At 73.4% G+C, this 20477-nt stretch carries 19 protein-coding genes; 10 read left to right on the top strand and 9 right to left on the bottom strand.

Going from position 1 to position 20477, the window contains the following annotated elements:
• The coding region (locus E1265_RS16255) for a four-carbon acid sugar kinase family protein (RefSeq protein WP_165953766.1) at nucleotides 1-598 on the bottom strand (598 nt) is incomplete at its 3' end.
• Between the two features lie 294 nt (nucleotides 599-892).
• Between E1265_RS16255 and E1265_RS16250 the strand changes: the two genes are divergently transcribed.
• The 8 genes from E1265_RS16250 to E1265_RS16215 all read left to right on the top strand — a co-directional run bounded on the left by E1265_RS16250 (nucleotide 893) and on the right by E1265_RS16215 (nucleotide 9121).
• The gene (locus E1265_RS16250) at nucleotides 893-2464 is read left to right on the top strand and encodes an ABC transporter substrate-binding protein (protein ID WP_132931025.1); all 1572 of its coding nucleotides are present in this window, start codon (nucleotides 893-895) and stop codon (nucleotides 2462-2464) included.
• 3 nt (nucleotides 2465-2467) lie between these two features.
• A complete protein-coding gene (locus tag E1265_RS16245; protein WP_132931024.1) occupies nucleotides 2468-3397 on the top strand; it encodes an ABC transporter permease in 930 nt (309 codons plus the stop codon).
• A 1-nt stretch (nucleotide 3398) separates the two neighbouring features.
• Nucleotides 3399-4325, top strand: coding sequence for an ABC transporter permease (locus E1265_RS16240; protein ID WP_132931023.1), 927 nt, complete (start codon nucleotides 3399-3401; stop codon nucleotides 4323-4325).
• On the top strand, nucleotides 4325-5197 hold the full coding sequence (locus E1265_RS16235; RefSeq protein ID WP_132931022.1) for an ABC transporter ATP-binding protein: 873 nt from the start codon (nucleotides 4325-4327) through the stop codon (nucleotides 5195-5197). The genes E1265_RS16240 and E1265_RS16235 overlap by 1 nt, the downstream gene beginning before the upstream one ends.
• Nucleotides 5194-6036 (top strand): ATP-binding cassette domain-containing protein, encoded by an 843-nt coding sequence (locus E1265_RS16230; RefSeq protein ID WP_132931021.1) that lies wholly within the window; start codon nucleotides 5194-5196, stop codon nucleotides 6034-6036. The genes E1265_RS16235 and E1265_RS16230 overlap by 4 nt, the downstream gene beginning before the upstream one ends.
• A complete protein-coding gene (locus E1265_RS16225) occupies nucleotides 6033-7010 on the top strand; it encodes an aldo/keto reductase (protein WP_132931020.1) in 978 nt (325 codons plus the stop codon). Before E1265_RS16230 ends, E1265_RS16225 begins: the two co-directional genes overlap by 4 nt.
• 84 nt (nucleotides 7011-7094) lie before the next feature.
• Nucleotides 7095-7856, top strand: a complete 762-nt coding sequence (locus tag E1265_RS16220; RefSeq protein ID WP_132931019.1) for an aldolase/citrate lyase family protein — start codon at nucleotides 7095-7097, stop codon at nucleotides 7854-7856.
• A 29-nt stretch (nucleotides 7857-7885) separates the two neighbouring features.
• Nucleotides 7886-9121: an exo-alpha-sialidase gene (locus E1265_RS16215; RefSeq protein ID WP_132931018.1), complete on the top strand. Its 1236-nt coding sequence runs from the start codon at nucleotides 7886-7888 to the stop codon at nucleotides 9119-9121.
• Here the strand turns inward: E1265_RS16215 and E1265_RS16210 are convergent.
• On the bottom strand, nucleotides 9057-9725 hold the full coding sequence (locus E1265_RS16210; RefSeq protein WP_132931017.1) for an ATP-binding protein: 669 nt from the start codon (nucleotides 9723-9725) through the stop codon (nucleotides 9057-9059). The genes E1265_RS16215 and E1265_RS16210 overlap by 65 nt on opposite strands.
• Before the next feature lie 198 nt (nucleotides 9726-9923).
• On the opposite strand from E1265_RS16210, the gene thpR reads away from it, so the two are divergent.
• Nucleotides 9924-10532, top strand: coding sequence for an RNA 2',3'-cyclic phosphodiesterase (thpR, locus tag E1265_RS16205; RefSeq protein ID WP_347877204.1), 609 nt, complete (start codon nucleotides 9924-9926; stop codon nucleotides 10530-10532).
• Here thpR and E1265_RS16200 read toward each other — a convergent pair.
• From E1265_RS16200 to E1265_RS16190, 3 genes are all read right to left on the bottom strand, one after another.
• Nucleotides 10478-11926 (bottom strand): PH domain-containing protein, encoded by a 1449-nt coding sequence (locus E1265_RS16200; protein WP_132931016.1) that lies wholly within the window; start codon nucleotides 11924-11926, stop codon nucleotides 10478-10480. The two genes, thpR and E1265_RS16200, sit on opposite strands and share 55 nt — an antisense overlap.
• A 123-nt stretch (nucleotides 11927-12049) precedes the next feature.
• On the bottom strand, nucleotides 12050-13630 hold the full coding sequence (locus E1265_RS16195) for an AbgT family transporter (RefSeq protein ID WP_132931015.1): 1581 nt from the start codon (nucleotides 13628-13630) through the stop codon (nucleotides 12050-12052).
• Between the two features lie 46 nt (nucleotides 13631-13676).
• Nucleotides 13677-14912, bottom strand: a complete 1236-nt coding sequence (locus E1265_RS16190; RefSeq protein WP_243740837.1) for an amidohydrolase family protein — start codon at nucleotides 14910-14912, stop codon at nucleotides 13677-13679.
• Nucleotides 14913-15008: 96 nt separating this feature from the next.
• On the opposite strand from E1265_RS16190, the gene E1265_RS16185 reads away from it, so the two are divergent.
• Nucleotides 15009-16073, top strand: a complete 1065-nt coding sequence (locus E1265_RS16185; RefSeq protein WP_243740836.1) for an Lrp/AsnC ligand binding domain-containing protein — start codon at nucleotides 15009-15011, stop codon at nucleotides 16071-16073.
• A 25-nt stretch (nucleotides 16074-16098) separates the two neighbouring features.
• Here E1265_RS16185 and E1265_RS16180 read toward each other — a convergent pair whose 3' ends face one another.
• From E1265_RS16180 to tal, 4 genes are all read right to left on the bottom strand, one after another.
• Nucleotides 16099-16593, bottom strand: a complete 495-nt coding sequence (locus E1265_RS16180; protein ID WP_132931013.1) for a hypothetical protein — start codon at nucleotides 16591-16593, stop codon at nucleotides 16099-16101.
• A 116-nt stretch (nucleotides 16594-16709) separates the two neighbouring features.
• Nucleotides 16710-17693, bottom strand: a complete 984-nt coding sequence (gene opcA, locus E1265_RS16175) for a glucose-6-phosphate dehydrogenase assembly protein OpcA (protein WP_132931012.1) — start codon at nucleotides 17691-17693, stop codon at nucleotides 16710-16712.
• Nucleotides 17690-19237: a glucose-6-phosphate dehydrogenase gene (zwf, locus tag E1265_RS16170; RefSeq protein ID WP_132931011.1), complete on the bottom strand. Its 1548-nt coding sequence runs from the start codon at nucleotides 19235-19237 to the stop codon at nucleotides 17690-17692. The genes opcA and zwf overlap by 4 nt, the downstream gene beginning before the upstream one ends.
• Before the next feature lie 5 nt (nucleotides 19238-19242).
• The gene (tal, locus tag E1265_RS16165) at nucleotides 19243-20367 is read right to left on the bottom strand and encodes a transaldolase (protein ID WP_132931010.1); all 1125 of its coding nucleotides are present in this window, start codon (nucleotides 20365-20367) and stop codon (nucleotides 19243-19245) included.
• Between the last annotated feature and the right edge of the window lie 110 nt (nucleotides 20368-20477).

Raw genomic sequence — 20477 nt, 5'->3', positions numbered from 1 at the left:
CGGCGTCGCAGGCGGCGAGCCGGCCGGCGGCGGTGGCGGCGGCGAGCGCGGCGGCGAGCCGGGTGCGGGGGGCGCGCACCGTGGCGAGGTCGATGAGTTCGACGGGCAGGGGCGCGAACGCCTCGGCGAGCGAGCGGGGCGGGGCGGTGGCCTCGACGCGCCAGGCGTCGGTGAGGTGCAGGGGGGTGTCGCCGAGGTGGACGACGCCCGCGCGGACCGTGCGGCCGGCGGCGGGCAGCGCGGGCGCGGCGAGCACGGGCGCGCCGGCCTCGGCCAGGGTGGCCGCGGTGGCAGCGGTGTTGCCGCGCAGCAGGGAGTCGATCTTGGCGAGCACCGGGGTGTCGGGGGCGACGGCGGCCAGCGCGGCGCGCACCCGGTCGGCGGCCGGGGCCGGCGGCAGGTAGCGGGAGTCGAGGTCGAGCACGGTGGCCTCGCCCGGCGCGGCCGGCACATCGGTCAGCTCCTGACGGAGCGTCACCGGATGAACGAGCAGCACTCGACTGCGCGTTGTGCGCGAAAGCAGCCCTGCGGCGGTCTCGGCAGCGCCGGACAGGTCGTCCGCGATGGCGAGCAGTCGCCGGCTTGGGTGGGGTGGCACGTAGCCTCCTCGTACGCGTGTTTCGCGCTGGTGGGATCCGATGAGATCGGCGTGCGGCGCGCTGGCCGACGCGCCTTCGCGGACGACGTGGGCCGGCGTGCTGCGCTCGATGATGACACATGGCGCGCGATTTGCGCGAGGGGTCTTGCGCATAACGCGCATGCATGGGACGGTGGCCGACACGACAGCCCGGCCGGGTCATCTTCGGGCCGCCCTGTCGAGGCCACCGAGTCGCAGCCGTAGAACAAAGGGACCCGTCCGCCGGTCTCCCCTCCAAGCGTCAAGAGGTCAACGATGACCCGTTTCACCCCTCCGATCCTCGGCCGCCGGACCCTGCTGTCCCTGGGCGCCGGCCTGGGCGCCGGACTCACCCTCGGCCCGTTGACCGCCTGCGCGGGGCCGACCGGGGCGCCGGGGCCCGGCACCATCAGCCTCGGCCTCAACCGCTCACTGGTCAGCCTGGACAACAAGCTCAACCAGTTCGAGGCCGCCGTCACCGTGCAGCGCGCGGTGCGCCAGGCCCTCACCAGCATCGACGGGGACCTCAAGCCACAGCCGGTGCTCGTCGACCAGTTCGAGCTCGACGAGTCCGGCAGCTGGACGGTCCGGCTGCGCGAGGACGTCCACTACTCGGACGGCAGCCCGGTGACGGTCGAGGACGTGGCCACGGCGCTGCGCTGCTACGGCGAGGTCAACGGCTCGTTCATCGTCGGCCTCTTCCCCGAGATGCCCACCGTCGAGCCGGTCGACGAGCGCGCCTTCCGGCTGCACACCGAACGGCCGGTGGCGGTGCTCGACTACCTGATGGCCAACATCCACATCACCCCGGCCGCCGCCAACGAGCCGGCCGAGCTCTCCGGCGGCGTCGGCTCGGGCCCGTACGTGGTCACCCGCTCCAACCCGGGCACCGGCGAGTACGAGCTGGTACGCAACGACCGCTACTGGGGTCCGCGGCCGACCGTCGAGAGCGTGCGGGTGCGGTTCGTGCCCGAGGAGTCGAGCCGGGTGGTCGGCCTGCGCAGCGGCGAACTCGACGTGATCGACTCCATCAGCCCCGACTCGGCCGACCAGCTCGACGGCATGCGCGGGGTGCGGATCCAGCGCTCCCCCGGCACCCGGATCAACCAGCTGTTCTTCAACTTCCGCAAGCCGCGCGGCCATCCGCTGGCCGATCCGGCCGTGCGGGAGGCCCTCAGCTACGCCATCGACGGCCGCGCCCTGATCGACAACGTGCTCACCGGCTCGGCCCAGCAGGCCGAGGGCGTGGTGCCGTCAGCGCTGGAGGGCGCGGCCCGGGTCGGCGCCTACACCTACGATCCGCGGCAGGCACGGCAGCGCCTCGACGCGCTCGGCGTCCGCGACCTCGAGGTGCGGATCATCTGGGAGACGGGCGAGTTCGCGGCCGACACCTTCATCATGGAGGCCGTCCAGGAGATGCTCCGCGACATCGGGGTCCGCTCCACGCTGAGGCAGTTCGAGCCGGGCGGCGACATCCTCCAGTGGCGGCAGGGCCGCCGCGGCGACTGGGACGTGCTGGGCAACGGCTACGGCAACCCGACGGGGCTCGCACTCACCAGCCTCCAGGGCATGTACGCCGGCACCCCGGAGCGCGAGGAGACCAGGGACACCTACCAGGGCTTCGTGTTCCCCGAGATAGCCGGGCTGATAGCCGATGCCACCGCCGAGCCCGACCGGGACGCCCGCGACCTGCTGCTGGCCGACGTGCAGCAGCGGATCTGGGACCTGTGGCCGTGTCTGTGGGCCTTCGTGCCGGACGCGGTGCTCGCCCACCGCACCCGGGTGGCCGACCCGCCGCTGAAGCCCATCAACTCCTACGACCTCGCCGCCGTGCGGATGGAGGGCTGAGCGATGGTCCGTTACCTCGCCCGCCGCCTCGGTCAGAGCCTGCTGACCATCTTCCTCACCGTCTCCACCGTCTTCGTCCTGGTCCGCCTCGCCCCGGGCGACCCGGCCACCTCCTACGCCGGGCCCAACGCCACCACGGAGGACCTGGCCAGGATCCGCGAGCAGTTCGGCCTCGACCGCGGCGTGTTCACGCAGTACCTGATCTTCCTGCGCGACCTGTTCGCCGGCGACCTGGGCACCAGCTACTCCTTCCACGCGCCCGCGTCCGACGTGGTCATGGACCGGCTGCCCTACACCACCACGCTCGCCGTCTCCGCGATCGCGCTGACCACCGTGGTCGCCGTGCCGCTCGGCGTCTGGATGGCCAGGCGCGCCGACACCAACCGGGAGCTGGGCGCCAACATCGTCACCATCGCCGGGCAGTCCATGCCGGACTTCTGGAGCGGTGTGATGCTGCTGACCGCGTTCGCGGTGCTGATCCCGGTACTGCCCTCATCGGGCTTCACCACCTGGGGCGGCCTCGTGCTGCCGACGGTCACCGTGGCGATCCTGCAGATGGCGCTCATCTCCCGGCTGGTGCGCCGTGAGATGGCCGGCGCGCTCGCCTCCCCCTACATCACCGTGGCCCGCTCGCGCGGCGTCTCGGAGCGCGCCCTGACCTGGCGTTACGGGCTGCGTAACTCGGCCATCCCGGTGCTGACCGCGCTCGGCACCCGGTTCGCCGCGCTGCTCAACGGCGTGGTCGTGGTCGAGGTCGTCTTCGGTTGGCCCGGCGTGGGCTCCCTCGTGGTGCGGGCCCTGGAGACCCGCGACTACCCGCTGATCCAGGCGACGGTGCTGGTCACCGCCGCCCTGGCGATCCTGGTCCAACTCCTCATCGACCTGGCCTACCCGCTGCTCGACCCGCGGGTACGCCTCGGAAAGGCGGCCTGACATGAGCACCGCCCTCGAAACCACCGCCGGCTCCGGGCGGCCGAGCGCCGTCACCGCGAGGCAGCTGGCCGCGGCGACCGCCACCAGGCGCCGGCGCGCCGCCCGGCTCAAGCTGTGGATCGGCTCGGTGTGCACCCTGCTCGTGGTGCTGCCGATCGCGCTCGCCCGGCTGCTTCCGCTGCCCGGGCCCAACGACCAGGACCTCGCCAAGCGCCGGCTCGCGCCGTTCACCGACGGGCACCTGTTCGGCACCGACCAGCTCGGCCGCGACCTGCTGTCGCGGATCCTGCACGGCGGCCAGGTCTCGCTGACCATCGGCGTGCTGGCCGTGGTTGTCTCCGGCGTCATCGGCATCGTGGCCGGCGCGTCCGCCGGCTACTTCGGCGGCTGGGTCGACTCGGTGGTCTCCCGGCTGCTCGAGGCCCAGATGTCGCTGCCGCTGCTGATGATGCTGCTGCTCGTGGTCGCCCTGTTCGACCCGTCGGTGCCGGTCATCACCAGCGTCATCGCGGTCGCCCAGTGGCCCGAGGTGGCCAGGCTCACCAGGTCGCTCGTGCTGGTGGAACGCGAGAAGCCCTATGTGGCGGCGGCCCGGATGCTGGGCCTGCGCCGGGTGCAGATCCTGCTCCGGCACATCCTGCCCAACATCATCCGCCAGGCCACCCTGGTCGTGCTCCTGCTGCTGGCCCAGGCCGTGCTGCTGGAGAGCGCGCTCAGCTACCTGGGCGCCGGGCCCCAGCGGCCGTTCGCCACCTGGGGGCGGATCATCTCCGACGGCCAGGACTACATCACGACCTCCTGGTGGCTGGTCACCCTGCCGGGCCTGGTGATCGTGCTGCTGGTGGTCGGCGTCAACCTGATCGGCGACGGACTGCGGGACCGCTCCCGGGTGCGCAGGACCGTCGCCGCGGCAACGGAGGGCAACTGATGGCCATCACGGAACCCAGGCCGGCCGTCCCCGACGAGCCGCTGCTCGACGTGCGCGACCTGCAGATCGAGCTGATCACCGAGCACGGCGTGGTGCGCGCGGTGGACGGCGTCAGCTTCAGCATCGGCAGCGGCGAGACCGTGACGCTGATCGGCGAGTCGGGCTCGGGAAAGTCGACCACCGCGATGGGCATCCTGCGGCTGCTGCCCGAGGGGCTCGCCGTGGTCTCCGGCACCGCGAGGATCGCCGGCGTCGACACGGTCGCGGAACCGGGCGCCATGTCGAGGATCCTGGGCCGCAAGGTCTCGCTGATCCCGCAGGACCCGATGACCGCGCTCAGCCCGGTCCACACCGTGGGCCGGCAGCTCGGCGAGGCCGTCCGGCTGCGCCACCCTGAGCTCTCCAGGTCCGAGGCCCGCGCCCGCGGCGTCGAGCTGCTGACCCAGGTGCGGATCAGCAAGCCGGAGAGCCGCTGGGACGCCTACCCGCACCAGCTGTCGGGCGGCATGCTGCAGCGGGTGCTGGTCGCCATCGCGCTGGCCGCCGAGCCCGTGCTGCTGGTGGCGGACGAGCCCACCTCGGCGCTCGACGTCACCGTGCAGGCCGGCATCCTCGACCTGCTGCTCGAGCTCCAGGAGCGCACCGACATCGGCATCCTGATGATCACCCACGACCTGGGCGTGGCCCGGCTGGTCTCCGACCGCATCCACGTGATGCGACAGGGCCGCTTCGTCGAGTCGGGGCCCGTGGAGCAGGTCGTCGACGCGCCCGCCGAGCCCTACACCCGGGCGCTGCTCGCCGCCGTGCCGGTGCTCGGCCCCTGGGACGAGGGCGATCCCGCGAACAGCGTCCCCGAGGAGGCCGGACGATGAGCACCCCCTTCCTCTCCGTCACCGGCCTGCGGGTCGACTATCCGATCCCTGGCGGCGTCCACCGGGCCGTCGACGACCTCAGCTTCAGCGTCGAGCGCGGCGGCTCGCTGGCCATCGTCGGCGAGTCGGGATGCGGCAAGTCCACGGTGGCCCGCAGCCTGGTGCGGCTGCTCAAGCCGACGGCGGGCCGGATCGAGCTGGACGGCGTCGACCTGGCACCGCTGTCGGAGCGTCGGCTGCGCCCGCTGCGGCACCGGGTGCAGATGGTCTTCCAGGACCCCTACGGCTCCCTCGACCCGCACTCCACGGCGCAGGACATCGTCGCCGAGCCACTGCGCGTGGCGGGCGACCGCGACAAGGCACACCGCGCGAAACGCGCGGCCGAGCTCCTTGACCGGGTCGGGCTGCCGACCAGCGCGCTGCACCGCAGGCCCGCCGAGTTCTCCGGCGGCCAGCGGCAGCGGATCGGCATCGCCCGCGCCCTGGCCAGCAACCCGGAGCTGCTGATCTGCGACGAGGCCACCTCGGCGCTCGACGTCTCGGTGCAGGCGCAGGTGCTCAGGCTGCTGCGCGAACTGCGCGAGGAGTCGAACCTGACGTACATCGTGATCTCCCACAACCTGGGCGTGGTCCGCGAGATCAGCTCGGAGATCATCGTGATGCGGGACGGCCGCCTGGTCGAGTCCGGGCCGACCGAGCGGGTGCTCGCCGCGCCCACCGACCCCTACACCAGGGCGCTTCGGCGCGCCGCCCTGGACCCGGCGGCCATGCGGGGCCGCAAGCCGCGCGCCGTGGTCAGCGCCCGGCACACCGGGCCGTCGAGAGGAGAAGTCGCGTGAGCACCGAGTTGCCAGGCGTCCGGGTTCCCCTATCCCCCCTGGTGCTCGGCACCATGACCTTCGGGGACACCGTCGACCCGGCGGGCGCCGAGGCGATGCTCGACCTGGCGCTCGACGCCGGGATCACCGCGGTCGACACCGCCAACGCCTACGCCGGCGGCGCCACCGAGGAGATCCTGGCCGACCTGCTGACCCCGGCCCGCAGGGAGCGGATCACGCTGGCCACCAAGGCCGGCATGCCGCACCCGGACACCGGCGAGCACAGCCCGCTCTCGCCGGCCGGCATGCGGGCCGCGCTCGACGGCAGCCTGCGGCGGCTGCGCGCCGACCACGTCGACCTGTTCTACCTGCACCAGCCGGACCGCTCGGTGCCGCTGGCGGACACGCTCGGCACGGTCGCCGAGTTCGTCGCCGAGGGCAGGATCAGGGCCCTCGGGGTGTCCAACTACGCCGCCTGGCAGATCGCCGAGCTCGGCCGGGTCGCCGACGAGGTCGGCGCCCCGCGCCCGGTGATCGCCCAGCAGCTCTACAACCTGCTGGCCCGCCGGGTCGAGGAGGAGTACCTGGAGTACGCCGCCACCTCGGGCCTGCGCACCATGGTCTACAACCCGCTGGCCGGCGGCCTGCTGACCGGCAGGCACCACTTCGACGACGCCCCGGGCGCCGGCCGCTTCGGCGACTCGCGGCTGGCCCCGATGTACCGGCAGCGCTACTGGAACTCGCGGCTCTTCGAGGCCGTGGGGCGGCTCGCCGACATCGCGGAGCAGGCCGGGGTCGGCCTGGCCGAGCTGTCCCTGCGCTGGCTGCTCGGCCGCGACGGGGTGACCGCCGTGCTGCTCGGCGGCTCCCGGATCGAGCACCTGCGGGCCAACATCGCGGCCGCGCAGGCCGGGCCCCTGCCCGCCGACGTGCTCCAGGCCTGCGAGGAGGTCGGCGCCGAGCTGCGCGGCCCCATGCCCGCCTACAACCGCTGACCGACCACCCGCCACCACCCGTCCCCCGACATCCCAGAGTCCACAACCCAGAGTCCCACGACCGAGAGTGAGGCCGACCCCCGTATGGATTCCGCCCGTTTCGCCGCCGCCGTGCGCTCCCGCGAGAAGCTGATCGGCTACTGGTCGATCGTCGGCTCCCCCGTGATCAACGAACGGCTCGCCAGGCTCGGCTACGACTACGTCTGCCTGGACGCCCAGCACGGGCTTTTCGGCTACCAGGAGATGCTGCGGTCGCTGACCGCCATCGACGCGGGCGGCGCCTCGGTCGGCATGGTGCGCGTGGTGGCCAACGACCCGGCGCCCATCGGCCGGGCGCTCGACGCCGGCGCCACCGGCGTGATCGTGCCGCTGATCGACACGGCCGAGCAGGCCGCGGCGGCCGTCTCCGCCTGCCGCTACCCGCCGGTCGGCCGCCGCTCCTACGGCCCGATGCGCGCCCAGCTGCGGATCGGACCCAAGCCGACCGAGGCGCACGAGGCGACGGTGGTGCTGGCCATGATCGAGACGGCGGCCGGCCTCGCCAACCTGGACGAGATCTGCGCCACCCCGGGCCTCGACGGCGTCTACGTCGGCCCCTCCGACCTGCGGATCGCGCTGGGCGGCGAGACGTCGACCGACCCGGCGCTCGACACCGAGTTCGAGGCCGCGCTGGTGCGGGTGCGGGAGGCCGCCGCGGCCGCCGGGATAGCGGCCGGCATCCACACCTCGGACGGCGCCTCGGCCGCGCGGCGGCTCGCCGAGGGCTACACCTTCGCGACCGTCTCCTCCGAGCTGATCCACCTAGAACAGGTCGCCCGCGACCACCTGACCAAGGCCAGGCCCTAACCGCGCGAGAGCGAACGGAGTTGAGAGGTATGAGCGACGCGCTAGCGTGGAGCGAGGCGCCGCCGGAGCACCCCGACGGGGTGGTGCGGCCCCGCCCCGGGGAGCCCGGCGTGGTCGAGGCGTTCCTGCCGGCCCCCGCCGTCCAGAATCACGCCGCCAGTCTGACGGTGCTGCGGGATGGCGCCCTGGGCTGCGTCTGGTTCGGCGGCACCCAGGAGGGCGTGCCCGACATCTCGATCTGGTTCTCCCGGCTGGCCCCGGGCTCCACCGCCTGGGAGGCGCCGGTGCGACTCTCGGACGACCCGACCCGATCCGAGCAGAACCCCCTGCTGTTCCCGACCCCGGCCGGCGAACTCTGGCTGCTGTACACCGCTCAGCGCGCCGGCGACCAGGACACCGCCGAGGTCAGGCTGCGGGTCTCCACGGACGGCGGGCTGAGCTGGGACGGGCCGCGCACCCTCTTCCCCGCCGGGGCCGAGGGCGGGGTGTTCATCCGCCAGCCGCCCGTGGTGCTGCCCTCGGGCCGCTGGCTGCTGCCGATCTTCCGGTGCGTGCCGGTGCCGGGCGCCAGGTGGACCGGGGAGCGTGACACCAGCTCGGTGCTGATCAGCGACGACGCCGGGCTCAGCTGGCGGGAGCGCCCGGTGCCGGAGAGCACCGGGCAGGTGCACATGAACGTCCTGCCGCTGGCGGACGGCACGCTCGTCGCGCTGTTCCGCAGCCGGTGGGCCGACCACGTGCACCGCTCCGTCTCCCGGGACGACGGGGAGAGCTGGACGCCGCCGACGCCCACGGAGCTGCCCAACAACAACTCCTCGCTGCAGTGCGTCGCGCTGGCGGACGGTCGGCTCGCGCTCGTCTTCAACCACAGCAGCGCCGCCGACGCCACGGCCCGCCGGGTCTCGCTCTACGACGACCTCCCCGACGAGACAGCCGAAACGGGACAGGCCGGCGCGGCGCGCCCGGCCGTCGAGCCGGCCGGGCGGGCCTTCTGGGGCGCGCCGCGCGCGCCGCTGACGCTGGCGGTCTCGCCGGACGGCGGGCTGAGCTGGCCGCTGCGCCGGGACATCGAGACGGGCGACGGCCACTGCCTGACCAACAACTCCCGGGACCGGCTCAACCGGGAGCTGTCCTACCCGACGATCCGCCAGACGCCGGACGGCGCGCTGCACATCGCGTTCACCTACTGGCGGCAGACCATCAAATACGTTCGGCTGGGGCCGGACTGGGTCGCCGGGCCAGCCACCGCCGGTCGAGCCGGCTGACCGAGGCCCGGTCGAGGAGGGTGGCCGAGGCGCAGCCGGGCGGCAGCACGCCCGCCTCGACCTCGGCTATGAGCCGGGCCACCGCCCGCTGGTGCCGGCCGAAGGCCGACCCGGAGACGGCCCGGCCGCGGGCGAGCTGGCCGGCCAGCGCCGCCTCGGCCGGGACGTCGAGCAGCAACAGGTGGAAGCCGCGCGCCCGCCGCCTGGCGTCCCTGGCGAGCCAGCGCCTGACGAACGCGTTGCGACCGCAGTCGTGCACCAGGACGCCGGCGGGCGAGCGCAACGCCCTCCTTAACCGGGCGTAGTGGGCGATCCTGACGGCCGGCCGGTAGACCGCGTACGGCAGCCAGCCGGGCAGGCGCGAAGCCCAACGGTCGCGCTCGTGCTGGGAGTCGACCAGCACGAGCCGGCCGCCGGCGGGCGGCGCGACCCGGCTCATCAGCGTGGACTTGCCGCTGCCCGGCAGCCCGGAGACGACCACCCGGTCGCCCGGCCGCCACGGCGGCGTGGGGGGCCGGCGCGCGGCCGCCGGGCCACGCAGGTCGAGCACCGGCGAGCCGCTCGCCGGCCCGCCCTCCGGACCGCTCGTGCCCTGTTGGAGCATGTGATCACTCCCCGCCTCGTGAGGCCCTCCGAACCGAGGAACCCCTTTGCCGTTCCTTTAACGGTCCGTGCCCCCGATGTTATCCATCGGCACCGACAGGCGGGGCCGCACGCCGGATTCGGACACCGATCCGCGCCCGCCCGGCCGCTCCAGCGTGGAGGCGCGCCTCGGGCCCTGGTGACACGGGACACTGCCGGCATGACGGGGATGAGACTGTTCGCCGCGGTGCTGCCGCCCAAGCCCATGCTGGACGAACTCGCCACGGTCGTCGAGGAGTTGCACCGCCTGCCGGGTGCCGGGCGGCTGCGCTGGACCAATCCGGGCGGCTGGCACCTGGTGTTGACGTTCTTCGGTGACGTGCCGCCCGAGCGGGTGCCCGAGCTGCGGGAGCGGCTCGCCAGGGTGGCGGCCCGCCGCTCCCGGCACGAGCTGTGGCTCTCCGGTGGCGGCCGGTTCGCACAGCGGGTGCTGTGGGCCGGGGTGGACGGGGAGGTGGCGGTCCTGCGGGGCCTGGCGGCGGCGACCGCGGCCGCGGCACGCCGCTCGGGGATCGCGCTGGACGACCACCGCCCGTACCACCCCCACCTGACGATCGCGCGCGGCCGGGACCGGGTCGACCTCGCGCCCTACGCGGCGGCGCTCGCCGACGTGGCCGGCACCCCCTGGACCGTCGGCGAGTTCACCCTGCTGCGCAGCCATCTGCCGGCCGAGGGCATCCCGGGCCAGCGCCCGCGCTACGAACCGCTGGCCAGCTACCCGTTGCGGCCCGCCGCCCCGGGGGCTGCGGCTGGCGCCAGACGGGCGTAGGCCGCGGCGGCGCCCGCCGGGTCCAACCGGCGGACGAGACGCGCCAGATCGACCGGGGCGGCCGCGAGCCGGACCGGCGTGCCGGCGTCGTCGAACTCGGCGACGTGCCAGCTCCTGGGGATGGTCTCCTCGGAGCCCCTGGCCCGCCTGACGTCCCTGAGGCTGAGCCGCTCGGTCGGGATCGGCAGCGCGGCGAACCGGCCGGGGCCCGGGTGCGGCGTCACCGCGGGCGGTCCTCCCCCGATGACGACGTGGGTGCCGAAGTGGTGCGGGTTGTAGTCGGTGGGCTCCAGGAAGCGGGCGGAGACGAAGACGTCCTGGTCCGGGGCGGCCGGCTCCTCGCCCGCCCCGACCGGCTCCGGGCGTCGGACCCGGGTGGCGCGCCAGGCCCAGCCGAGGAGGCCGAGCGTGACCAGTGAGCCGGCCGCGGCCCACCCGATCGTCACCCCGGAGTCCAACGGGGCCGTGGGCCGCAGGTAGCACAGCGGCAGCAGCCACAGGGCCGTGCCGGCGAGCGCGCCAGCGAACGGCAGGGCGGAGGGCAGGACCTCGTCGTCGGGCAGTCGCCGCCAGCGCCGACGCAGCACCAGCTTGGCGGCCGGGTAGCCGGCGGCCAGCGCGAGGACCGCGGAGAGAACGGCCGCGCTACCGGGACCGGGGACGTGCTCACGCCAGGCGTGGTGCTCGCCCACGACCTCCATCACCTGCCCACGCCAGAGGGTCAGTTCGACGGCGTCGCCGGGCCGGAACGCGTGGGCGGCGTCGGCCGAGACCTCGACGCGCTCCATCGGCCGGCCGTCGGCCAGGTACAGCCAACTGCTCTGCCGCGGCCGGTTGGAGGGGGCGGCGTCGGCCTCGGCGATCACGGCGGGCAGGGTGGTCAGGCACGTGTCGCGCTCGCCGGCCGGCGCGTCGGCGGCACACGGGGCGGCCGACCGCCAGGCCGCCTGCTCGGAGCCGAGCCGCGGCGCGAGCAGCGCGGTGCCGACCGCGGCCGCGAGCAGCAGCAAGGTCAGCGCCAGCGGCACCACCCGGGCCGCGCCGCCGGCGGTGCGGTTCGAGATGACCACCAGGTGGTCCGACTCCGGCGCCCCGTACCGGCGGTGCAGCGCGCGCAGCGCCGCCACGTCCGCGTCGAACGCCCCGTCGTCGGGGGCCCCGCCGCGGTAGGGCGCGGGAAGGCGCCACTCGCGCCCGTCCCGCTGCAGCACGCTGACGCGGTAGTACTGTCCGTACTTGTAGGTGTCCGTCACCCGTACCCGCAGGTCGGCGACGTCGGCCCAGGCCACGCTCCGCCGGCGGGCCAGCATTCGGGACCACAGGCCGTGCGCGTCCGCGCGCACCGACCACAGTCTCCCGCCGGCGCTGAAGGTCATGTCCCCCACGTCGTTCATGTGGTGAATCATGGCTTGCCGACACCGCCACACGCACGGCCGCACCGTGGCAGCACTGCGCCCGCCACCCTGCCGGAGTCCGGCAGGGTGACGGGCGAAGGACCCTTGCGGGGAGTGGCTGCCTTATGGGGAGTGAATGGCCGCGCCCGGGCCGAGCGGCAGGTCGAATCCGTAGAAGATGCCGAGCACCGCGAGCCAGGCGATCAGGAACGGCACCACGAACACCGAGAGCCTGGAGAGCAGCGTGCCGAGCTGGGCGCTGGGCTCGTAGCGCCGCAGCAGCGCCAGGGTCAGGAACAGATAGGGGTTCATCGGCGTGATCATCTGGGTCGCCGAGTCGCCGATGCGGAACGCGGCCTGGGTGAACGCCGGTTCCAGGCCGAGCAGCATGAAGGTGGGCACGAACACCGGCGCCATCAGCGACCACAGCGCGGAACCCGAGGTGATGAAGAGGTTGAGCACGCACACCAGCAGCACGAAGAGTGCGATGCCGAGGAAGCCGGTCAGGCCGGCCGACTCCAGCAGCGAGGCGCACTTCACGGCCAACAGGGTGCCGACTCCGGACCAGTTGAAAACGCCGATCACCTGCGAGATCGCGAAGATCAGCACGATGTAGCCCGACATGTTGGTGACCGAGTCGGCCATCAGCCGGGGCACGTCGTCGGCCTTGCTGAGGCTGCGGACGGTGACCCCGTAGACGACGCCGGCCAGCAGGAAGGCGACGAACAGCAGCGGCACGATGCCGCTCAGCAGCGGGGACGGCACCAGCGCGCCGCCCTCGCCGCGCAGCGGGGAGTCGGGCAGCAGCCAGCCGGTGACCACCACGGCGGCGTACCCGAGGAACGACAGGCCGGCGTTGCGCAGCCCGCGCCGCTCCACGGCGGTCACCTCGGCGGTGACGCCGTCCGCGCCGAACTCGCCGCTCGGGTCGAGCTCCGGCTGCGGCAGCCGGGGTTCGAGCACCCGCGCGGTCAGGAAGCCGCCCATCAGCGCGAGCACCAGGCTGGCGGCCGCGGTGAAGAAGTAGTTGACCAGGATGTGGGTGGGGGCCTCGGCGCCGTTCGGCAGCACGGTCACGGCGGTCTGGGTGATGCCGGTGTAGAGCGCGTCGAGCGAGCCGATGATGAAGCCGGCCGCGTAGCCGGCGCAGACGCAGGCGAAGGCGCCGATGAGCCCGGCCACCGGGTTCCGCCCCGCGCTGCGGAAGGCGAGCGCGGCCAGCGGCGGGATCACCAGGATCGCGATGTCGCTCATCACGTGGCCCTGGCAGGCGACGAACGCCATCGCGTACGGCAGCACCCGCGCCGGCGCCCGGGCGATGGTGGCCCGCACCACGGCCTCGAGCAGCCCCGTCTTCTCGGCGACACCCACCGCCATCATCATCAGCAGCACGGTGCCAAGGGAGGGGAACCCGGTGAAGTTGGGGATCAGGTTCTCCAGGAGCCAGCGCAGCCCCTCGCCCGTCAGCAGCCCCTTGACCTGAAGCTCGTCCTCGGTGCCCGGCACGGTGACCCGGGCGTCGAGGGCGGCGAGCACCGTGGAGACCACGGCGAGCACCACGAAGAGGAGCGTGAACAGGTAGAACGGGTGGGGTAGCCGGTTGCCGGCGCGCTCTATGCCGCCGAGCACGCGGTCCAGGAGACCGGGGCCTGAGCCCGGGCCGGTTCCTGGTCCTGGCGAGGCCTGGGCGAGGGTGTCCTGCATCTCGGGGATACCTTTCAGGGGACGATCTTGTTCGACCGGCGCGGCGTCAGCTCACGGTCTCGGGAGCCTTGCGGACGACGCCCTGCTGGACGACGTAGCGGACGTTGTCCGGCGTGGCCAGGACGGCGATGTCGGAGAGCGGGTCGCCGTCGCAGACGACGAGGTCGGCGGCCTTGCCGGCCTCGAGGGTGCCGATCCGCTCGGCGAGGCCGAGCAGTTCGGCGGCGGTGCGGGTGCCGGCGAGGATGGCGTCCATCGGCGTCATGCCGAGCGCCACCAGGTGCATCAGCTCCCTGAGGTTCTGCGCGTGCGGGCAGACACCGGCGTCCGTGCCCATCGCGATCCGCAGCCCGCGCTGGATGGCCCGGGAGATGTTCTCCCGGGTGATCCCGGACCAGCGGATCTTCTTCTCGTAGTGGTAGGGCGCCATCTTCGACTTGTCGATGCCGTCGAAGACGGTGGACAGGGTGGGCACGACGAACACGCCGCGCTCCCCCGCCAGGTCGCAGGCCTCGTCGTCCAGGCCGTAGCCGTGCTCGATGCTGGTGACGCCGCCGCGGATCGCGTTGAGTATGCCGGCGGTGCCCTGGGCGTGCGCGGCCACCGGGCGCCCGCCGTGCCTGGCCACCTCCGAGACCACGGCGCGGATCTCATCCTCGGTCAGGCCCTCGTCGTCCGGCTGGTCGTGCGGGCTGCCCATGCCGCCGGTCGCACACAGCTTGATGACGTCGGCGCCGTCCCGCAGCAGGCGGCGGACCGCGATCCGCACCTGGTCGACGGTGTCGGCGATCTCGCCCATCCCGCCGCTGGTGTCGACGCCCGAGGGGGTGGTGAAGTCGGCGTGGCCACCGGTGTGGCCCATGATCCGGACGGCGGTGTGCAGCCTCGGCCCCTCGATCAGCCCCTCCGCCACGGCGGTGCGGAAGCCGGCCGGCGCGCCGCCGAGGTCGCGGGCCGTGGTGATGCCCGCGTGCAGGGTGCGGCGCATCCGCTCGGCGGTGCGCAGCACGCCCACCGTCGGGTCGGCGGCGAACAGCGAGCCGAGCTCCTTCATCGACCCCACGCCGAAGTGCACGTGGCAGTCGATGAAGCCGGGCAGCACCGTGCGGCCGGCCACGTCGATCACCCGCGCGTCCGGTGCCCGACCGGGGGCGCCGGCGGCCGGGCCGACATAGGCCAGGTCACCGCGCTCGTCTGTCTGGATCTCGCCGTTCACCACGGGCTCGGCGCCCGTTCCGTCGATGATCCGGGCTCCGGTGATCGTCAGCGGTGTGGTCGGCACAGCGGCTCCTCGCGGGTAGGGGTACATCCGGCGGATATCGTCCGTACCCTGGATTTCTCGACGGTAAAATCGCCGGATTCGGATCAGGAGGAGTCGGTGCGCGCAGGATTCGTTACCGCTTCGAGGGCGCAGAAATCGGCCACGGCGGCCGGCCTCGACGAGCTGGATCTGGCCATCGTGCACGCGCTCCAGGTCCAGCCGCGCGCCCCCTGGACACTGATCGGCGAGGTGCTCGAGGTCGATCCGGTCACCGCGGCCCGCCGCTGGGCCAGGCTGCGGGACGCCGGCGCCGCCTGGATCGACGGCTACCTGTCCCCGGCGCACGACACGCTGGCCAGGGCCCAGCTCGAGATCACGGTGGACGGCTCCCGGCTCGCCGACGTGGCGACCACGCTCAGCAACGACCCGGCCGTGCTGAGCCTCAAGCAGACCTCGGGCACCAGGGACCTGCTGGCCATCGTGTGGGCGCGGGACCTGGACTGGCTCGCCGAGTACATCACCGAGCGGGTCTGCCGGGTGCCGGGGGTGCGCACGACCCGGCTGCACGTGATCACGGCGGCGCCGTTCGAGGGCAGCCAGTGGCGGCTGCGGGCGCTCAGCGCGGCCCAGGTCGAGCGGCTGCGCCCGTCCGAGCCGCGCACCAGGCCCGGCGGCTCGGCCGACGAGCCGCTGCGCCCGCTAGAGCGGCGGATCGCCGTGGCGCTCGGCTCGGACGGCCGGATGCCGCTGGCCGAGCTGGCCAAGGTGGTGGGGAGCAGCGTGGCCACCACCCGGCGCGGCCTCGCCCGGCTGCTGCGCGACGGCCTGCTGTCGCTGCGCTGCAACCTGGCCAGGCCGCTCACCGGCTGGCCGGTGTCCGCCGTGTACTTCGCCTCCGTGCCGGCCGAGCACCTGGAGGCCACGGCCGCCGCGCTGCGCACCCTCCCCGAGCTGCGCCTGTGCACCATGACGGCGGGCCCGCACAACCTGATCCTCGACGTGTGGCTCCGGACCCTGCACGACGTGCACGGCCTGGAGGCCCACCTCGCCCGCGAGCTCGGTCATCTGCGGCTGCGGATCACGGACCGCGCCGTCGTGCTTCGCACCTACAAACACGTGGGGCGCGTGCTCGACCGGCGCGGTCACAGCGTGCGGGCGGTGCCCACCGACCTGTGGGACTGACGGTGGCCGGGGAGTCGCCGAAGGGTCAGCAGGCGTCGAACCGCCACTCGCCGTCCTCGCGGGACCAGGGCTGTCCGGTCAGGGCCTCGTCGATGAGGGGCAGGCCCACGCTGTACGTCACGCGAGCGCTGTCGCCGGACAGCTCGTCGACGGTGAACTCCTCGACCGCCAGGCGTCCGTAGTCACCCGCGCCCTGCTCGATGGTGTCGGTGAAGATCTCCGGGGTGATCGCCGCCTGGCAGCGGCTGGACAGCATGTCGTATGCCGCGTCCGCGTCAGGGGCGAAGTAGGCGTCGGTGTACTCCCGAACGGCCTGTTCCAGGGCGGCGGCCTCTTCCGGGTCGGCCGGTGGCCCGGTCGGCTCGTCCTCCCCGGCGGGCTCCTCGGGGGCGGTGGTGCTGGGCTCGGTGGCGGCGTCGTCGCCCTCGCCGTCCGAGCCGCACGCGACGGTGGCGAGAGCTAACAGGGCGGTGGTGACGAGGGCGGCGGCTGTGCCGCGACGGGCGCGGGTTCGTCTCATGAGCCTGATGATGGCGCCTGCGGCGCCCGCGCGTCAGGGGTACGGCACGTTGCCCCCGCCGCCGACCGCGCGGCGGGGGCGTGCCGTGCCCACCGACCCGGGGGACCGGCCGCCGGCTAGCCGGCGGCCTCGGCGGCCGCCGGCGCCACCTCCTGCTCGACCGCGACGCCGGTCGCGGCGGAGGGCGCCCGCACGGTGGCGCGCAGCGCCGCGGCGTACGCCTCGTCCGGGTCGAGCCGGCGCAGCTCCTCGGCGATCAGCTCCGCGGTGGAGCGGACCTTGAGCGCCAGAGTGCGGGTGGGCTGCCCGGGGATGGCGAGGCTGGCCACCGCGCCCTCCGGTCGGTCGATGTGGATCTCGCCGCCCGCCGTCCGCAACCGGACGGCGGTGACCACGGGACCGTCGGTGACCACCTGCTCCACCGGCACTCCGAGCCGGGCCGCGAACCAGCGGGCGAGCAGCTCGGCGCTCGGGTTCTCCGCCTCGCTCTCCACCACGGCCGAGACGACGTCGGCGCGCGCCTGGTCGAGCGCGGCCGCCAGCATGGAGCGCCACGGGGTGAGCCGGGTCCAGGCCAGGTCGGTGTCGCCCGGCGCGTAGGACGCGGCCCGCGCCGCCAGCGCCTTCAGCGGTTCCTCGACGGCGTAGGAGTCGGTGATCCGACGCTGCGCGAGCGCGCCGAGCCGGTCACCGGCCGGGTCGGCCGGCGCCTCCACCGGCCACCACACCACCACCGGCGCGTCCGGCAGCAGCAGCGGCAGCACCACCGAGTCGGCGTGGTCGGCCAACTCGCCGCGCAGCCGCAGCAGCACCGTCTCACCGTTGCCCGAGTCGCCGCCGACCCGCACCTCCGCGTCGAGGCGCGACTCCGTGCGGCGCGCGGCGCCACGGCCAGGGCGGCGGATGATCACCAGGATCCGGCTGGGGTGTTCACGCGCCGCGTCCCGCGCCGCCTTCAGCGAGTCGTGCGCGTTCTCCTCGTCGGTGACGATGACCAGGGTCAGCACCATGCCGACGGCGGGGCTGCCGGCCGCGCGCCTGGCCTCGACGAGCGCCGCGTTGATCCTGCTCGATGTGGTGCCGGTCAGTTCGATGCTCATGGCCGCCGCCAGCTCCTTCCCTCTTGCGCCAGCATCCGGTCCGCCTCGGCCGGCCCCCAGGTGCCGGCCGGGTAGGGCGCCGGCCTGCCGTGCCGCTCCCAGTACTCCTCGATGGGGTCCAGGATCCGCCAGGACTCCTCGACCTCCTGGTGGCGGGGGAAGAGGTTGGCGTCGCCGAGCAGCACGTCGAGCAGTAGCCGCTCGTATGCCTCGGGGCTGGACTCGGTGAAGGACTCGCCGTAGGCGAAGTCCATGGTGACGTCCCTGATCTCCATCTGGGTGCCGGGCACCTTGGAGCCGAACCGCACCGTGACGCCCTCGTCCGGCTGCACCCGGATCACCAGCGCGTTCTGCCCGAGCTCCTGGGTGTCGGTGGTGTCGAACGGCGAGTGCGGGGCGCGCTGGAAGACCACCGCGATCTCCGTCACCCGGCGGCCGAGCCGCTTGCCGGTGCGCAGGTAGAACGGCACCCCCGCCCACCGCCGGTTGTCGATCTCCAGGCGGATCGCGGCGTACGTGTCGGTCTTGGACTGGGGGCTGATGCCCGCCTCCTCCAGGTAACCGAGCACCTTCTCGCCGCCCTGCCAGCCGCCCGTGTACTGGCCGCGCACCGTGTGCCTGGCCAGGTCGGTGGGCAGCTTGACGGCGCGCAGCACCTTCAGCTTCTCCTCGACCAGCGCGTCCGCGTCGAAGCCCGACGGCTCCTCCATGGCGGTGAGCGCCAACAGTTGGAGCAGGTGGTTCTGGATCACGTCCCGCGCGGAGCCGATGCCGTCGTAGTAGCCGGCACGGCCACCGATGCCGATGTCCTCGGCCATGGTGATCTGCACGTGGTCCACGTACGACCGGTTCCAGATCGGCTCGAACATCGTGTTGGCGAACCGCAGCGCCAGGATGTTCTGGACCGTCTCCTTGCCCAGGTAGTGGTCGATCCTGAACACCTCGCGGGGCGCGAACACCTCGTGCACCACCGAGTTGAGCTCCTCGGCGCTTGCCAGGTCGTGCCCGAACGGCTTCTCGATCACCGCCCGCCGCCACGACCCGTGCGGCGCCTCCGACAGACCGTGCCGCTTCAGCTGCCGCACCACCTGGGGGAAGAACTTCGGCGGCACGGAGAGGTAGAACGCGAAGTTCCCGCTGGTGCCGCGCGCCGCGTCCAGCTCCTCCACGGTCTCGCGCAGCCGCTTGAACGCCTCGTCGTCGTCGAACACGCCGGGGACGAACCGCATCCCCTGGCTCAGCTCCTGCCAGACCTCCTCGCGGAAGGGGGTGCGGGCGTGCGCCTTGACGGCGTCGTGCACCTCCTGCGCGAAGTCCTCGTGCTCCCAGTCCCGGCGGGCGAAGCCCACCAGCGAGAACCCCGGCGGCAGCAGACCCCGGTTGGCGAGGTCGTAGACCGCCGGCATCAGCTTCTTGCGCGACAGGTCCCCCGTCACGCCGAAGATCACCAGACCGGAGGGGCCCGCGATGCGCGGCAGCCGCCGGTCGGTCGCCGGGTCGTGCAGCGGGTTCACCCAGCCGTCCCGGCTGTCGTGGTCCGTCATCGCGGTCAGGCCCCCTTGGCGGCCAGCCGCGCGAGGGCAGCCTCGGTGGAGTCGAGCAACTGCTGCCACGCCTGCTCGAACTTGGCCACGCCCTCGTCCTCGAGCAGTCGCACCACCTCGTCGTAGGAGACGCCGAGCTCCTCGACCGCGTCGAGGTCGGCTCGGGCCTGCGCGTAGCCGCCGGTGACCGTGTCGCCGCTGACCACGCCGTGGTCCTCGGTGGCCAACAGGGTCGGCTCAGGCATGGTGTTGACGGTGCCGGGCGCGACCAGCTCGGTGACGTAGAGGGTGTCGGGGTAGGCCGGGTCCTTGACGCCGGTGGACGCCCACAGCGGCCGCTGCGGGTTGGCGCCCTCCCGCGCCAGGGCCTGCCAGCGGTCGGCCGCCACGACCTCCTCGTACGCCTGGTACGCGAGGCGCGCGTTGGCCAGCGCGGCCTTGCCCTTGAGCGCCTTGGCGGCGTCGGTGCCGAGCGCGTCGAGCCGCTTGTCGATCTCGGTGTCCACGCGGGAGACGAAGAACGACGCCACCGAGTGGATGGCCGACAGGTCGAGCCCGTTGGCCCTCGCCCTCTCCAGACCGGCCTGGTAGGCGTCCATCACCTCCCGGTAGCGCTCGAGGGAGAAGATCAGCGTCACGTTCACGCTGATCCCCTGGGCGATCACCTCGGTGATCGCCGGCAGCCCGGCCCGGGTCGCCGGGATCTTGATCAGCGCGTTGGGCCGGTCCACCAGCCAGGCCAGCTGCTTGGCCTCGGCTATCGTCGCGGCCGTGTCGTGCGCGAAGCGGGGGTCGACCTCGATCGACACCCGGCCGTCAGCGCCGCCGCTCGCCTCGTACACCGGGCGCAGCACGTCCGCCGCGTCCCGGACGTCGACGGTGGTGATCATGCGGATGGCCTCGTCGACGGTGACCTTGCGCGCCGCCAGGTCAGCCAACTGGTGCTCGTAGCCGTCGCCGCCTGAGATCGCCTTCTGGAAGATCGCCGGGTTGGTCGTGACCCCGACCACGTGCCGGCCCTCGATCAGCCCAGCCAGATCCCCCGACGCGATCCGCCGCCGGGACAGGTCGTCCAGCCAGATCGCCACCCCCTCATCGGAGAGCCGCTTGAGTGCGTCGGTCTTGGACATCTCGTCTCCTGCTGTCAGTGTTCCGTGCTTATCTCAGTGCGCGCCGGCCCTCGAAGATTCCCGAGTGCCCCGCCCAAGCTTCGGCCCTCCCGCGCGCATCAGTCCAGCGC

It is taken from the genome of Streptomyces sp. 8K308 (assembly GCF_004348315.1).
Classification (GTDB): Bacteria; Actinomycetota; Actinomycetes; order Streptomycetales; family Streptomycetaceae; genus Streptomyces.
The sequence above is the reverse complement of the archived record's forward strand: the minus strand, read 5'-3'. Positions and strand labels throughout refer to the sequence as shown.

What these genes read in the sequence shown, in the direction of transcription:
- opcA (WP_132931012.1), bottom strand. Translation starts at nt 17,693, where the DNA reads ATGAGCATCGAACTGACCGGCACCACATCGAGCAGGATCAACGCGGCG.
- E1265_RS16235 (WP_132931022.1), top strand. Translation starts at nt 4,325, where the DNA reads ATGGCCATCACGGAACCCAGGCCGGCCGTCCCCGACGAGCCGCTGCTC.
- E1265_RS16180 (WP_132931013.1), bottom strand. Translation starts at nt 16,593, where the DNA reads ATGAGACGAACCCGCGCCCGTCGCGGCACAGCCGCCGCCCTCGTCACC.
- E1265_RS16230 (WP_132931021.1), top strand. Translation starts at nt 5,194, where the DNA reads ATGAGCACCCCCTTCCTCTCCGTCACCGGCCTGCGGGTCGACTATCCG.
- E1265_RS16200 (WP_132931016.1), bottom strand. Translation starts at nt 11,926, where the DNA reads ATGAACGACGTGGGGGACATGACCTTCAGCGCCGGCGGGAGACTGTGG.
- E1265_RS16220 (WP_132931019.1), top strand. Translation starts at nt 7,095, where the DNA reads ATGGATTCCGCCCGTTTCGCCGCCGCCGTGCGCTCCCGCGAGAAGCTG.
- thpR (WP_347877204.1), top strand. Translation starts at nt 9,924, where the DNA reads ATGACGGGGATGAGACTGTTCGCCGCGGTGCTGCCGCCCAAGCCCATG.
- E1265_RS16240 (WP_132931023.1), top strand. Translation starts at nt 3,399, where the DNA reads ATGAGCACCGCCCTCGAAACCACCGCCGGCTCCGGGCGGCCGAGCGCC.
- E1265_RS16195 (WP_132931015.1), bottom strand. Translation starts at nt 13,630, where the DNA reads ATGCAGGACACCCTCGCCCAGGCCTCGCCAGGACCAGGAACCGGCCCG.
- tal (WP_132931010.1), bottom strand. Translation starts at nt 20,367, where the DNA reads ATGTCCAAGACCGACGCACTCAAGCGGCTCTCCGATGAGGGGGTGGCG.
- E1265_RS16210 (WP_132931017.1), bottom strand. Translation starts at nt 9,725, where the DNA reads ATGCTCCAACAGGGCACGAGCGGTCCGGAGGGCGGGCCGGCGAGCGGC.
- E1265_RS16245 (WP_132931024.1), top strand. Translation starts at nt 2,468, where the DNA reads ATGGTCCGTTACCTCGCCCGCCGCCTCGGTCAGAGCCTGCTGACCATC.
- E1265_RS16250 (WP_132931025.1), top strand. Translation starts at nt 893, where the DNA reads ATGACCCGTTTCACCCCTCCGATCCTCGGCCGCCGGACCCTGCTGTCC.
- E1265_RS16215 (WP_132931018.1), top strand. Translation starts at nt 7,886, where the DNA reads ATGAGCGACGCGCTAGCGTGGAGCGAGGCGCCGCCGGAGCACCCCGAC.
- zwf (WP_132931011.1), bottom strand. Translation starts at nt 19,237, where the DNA reads ATGACGGACCACGACAGCCGGGACGGCTGGGTGAACCCGCTGCACGAC.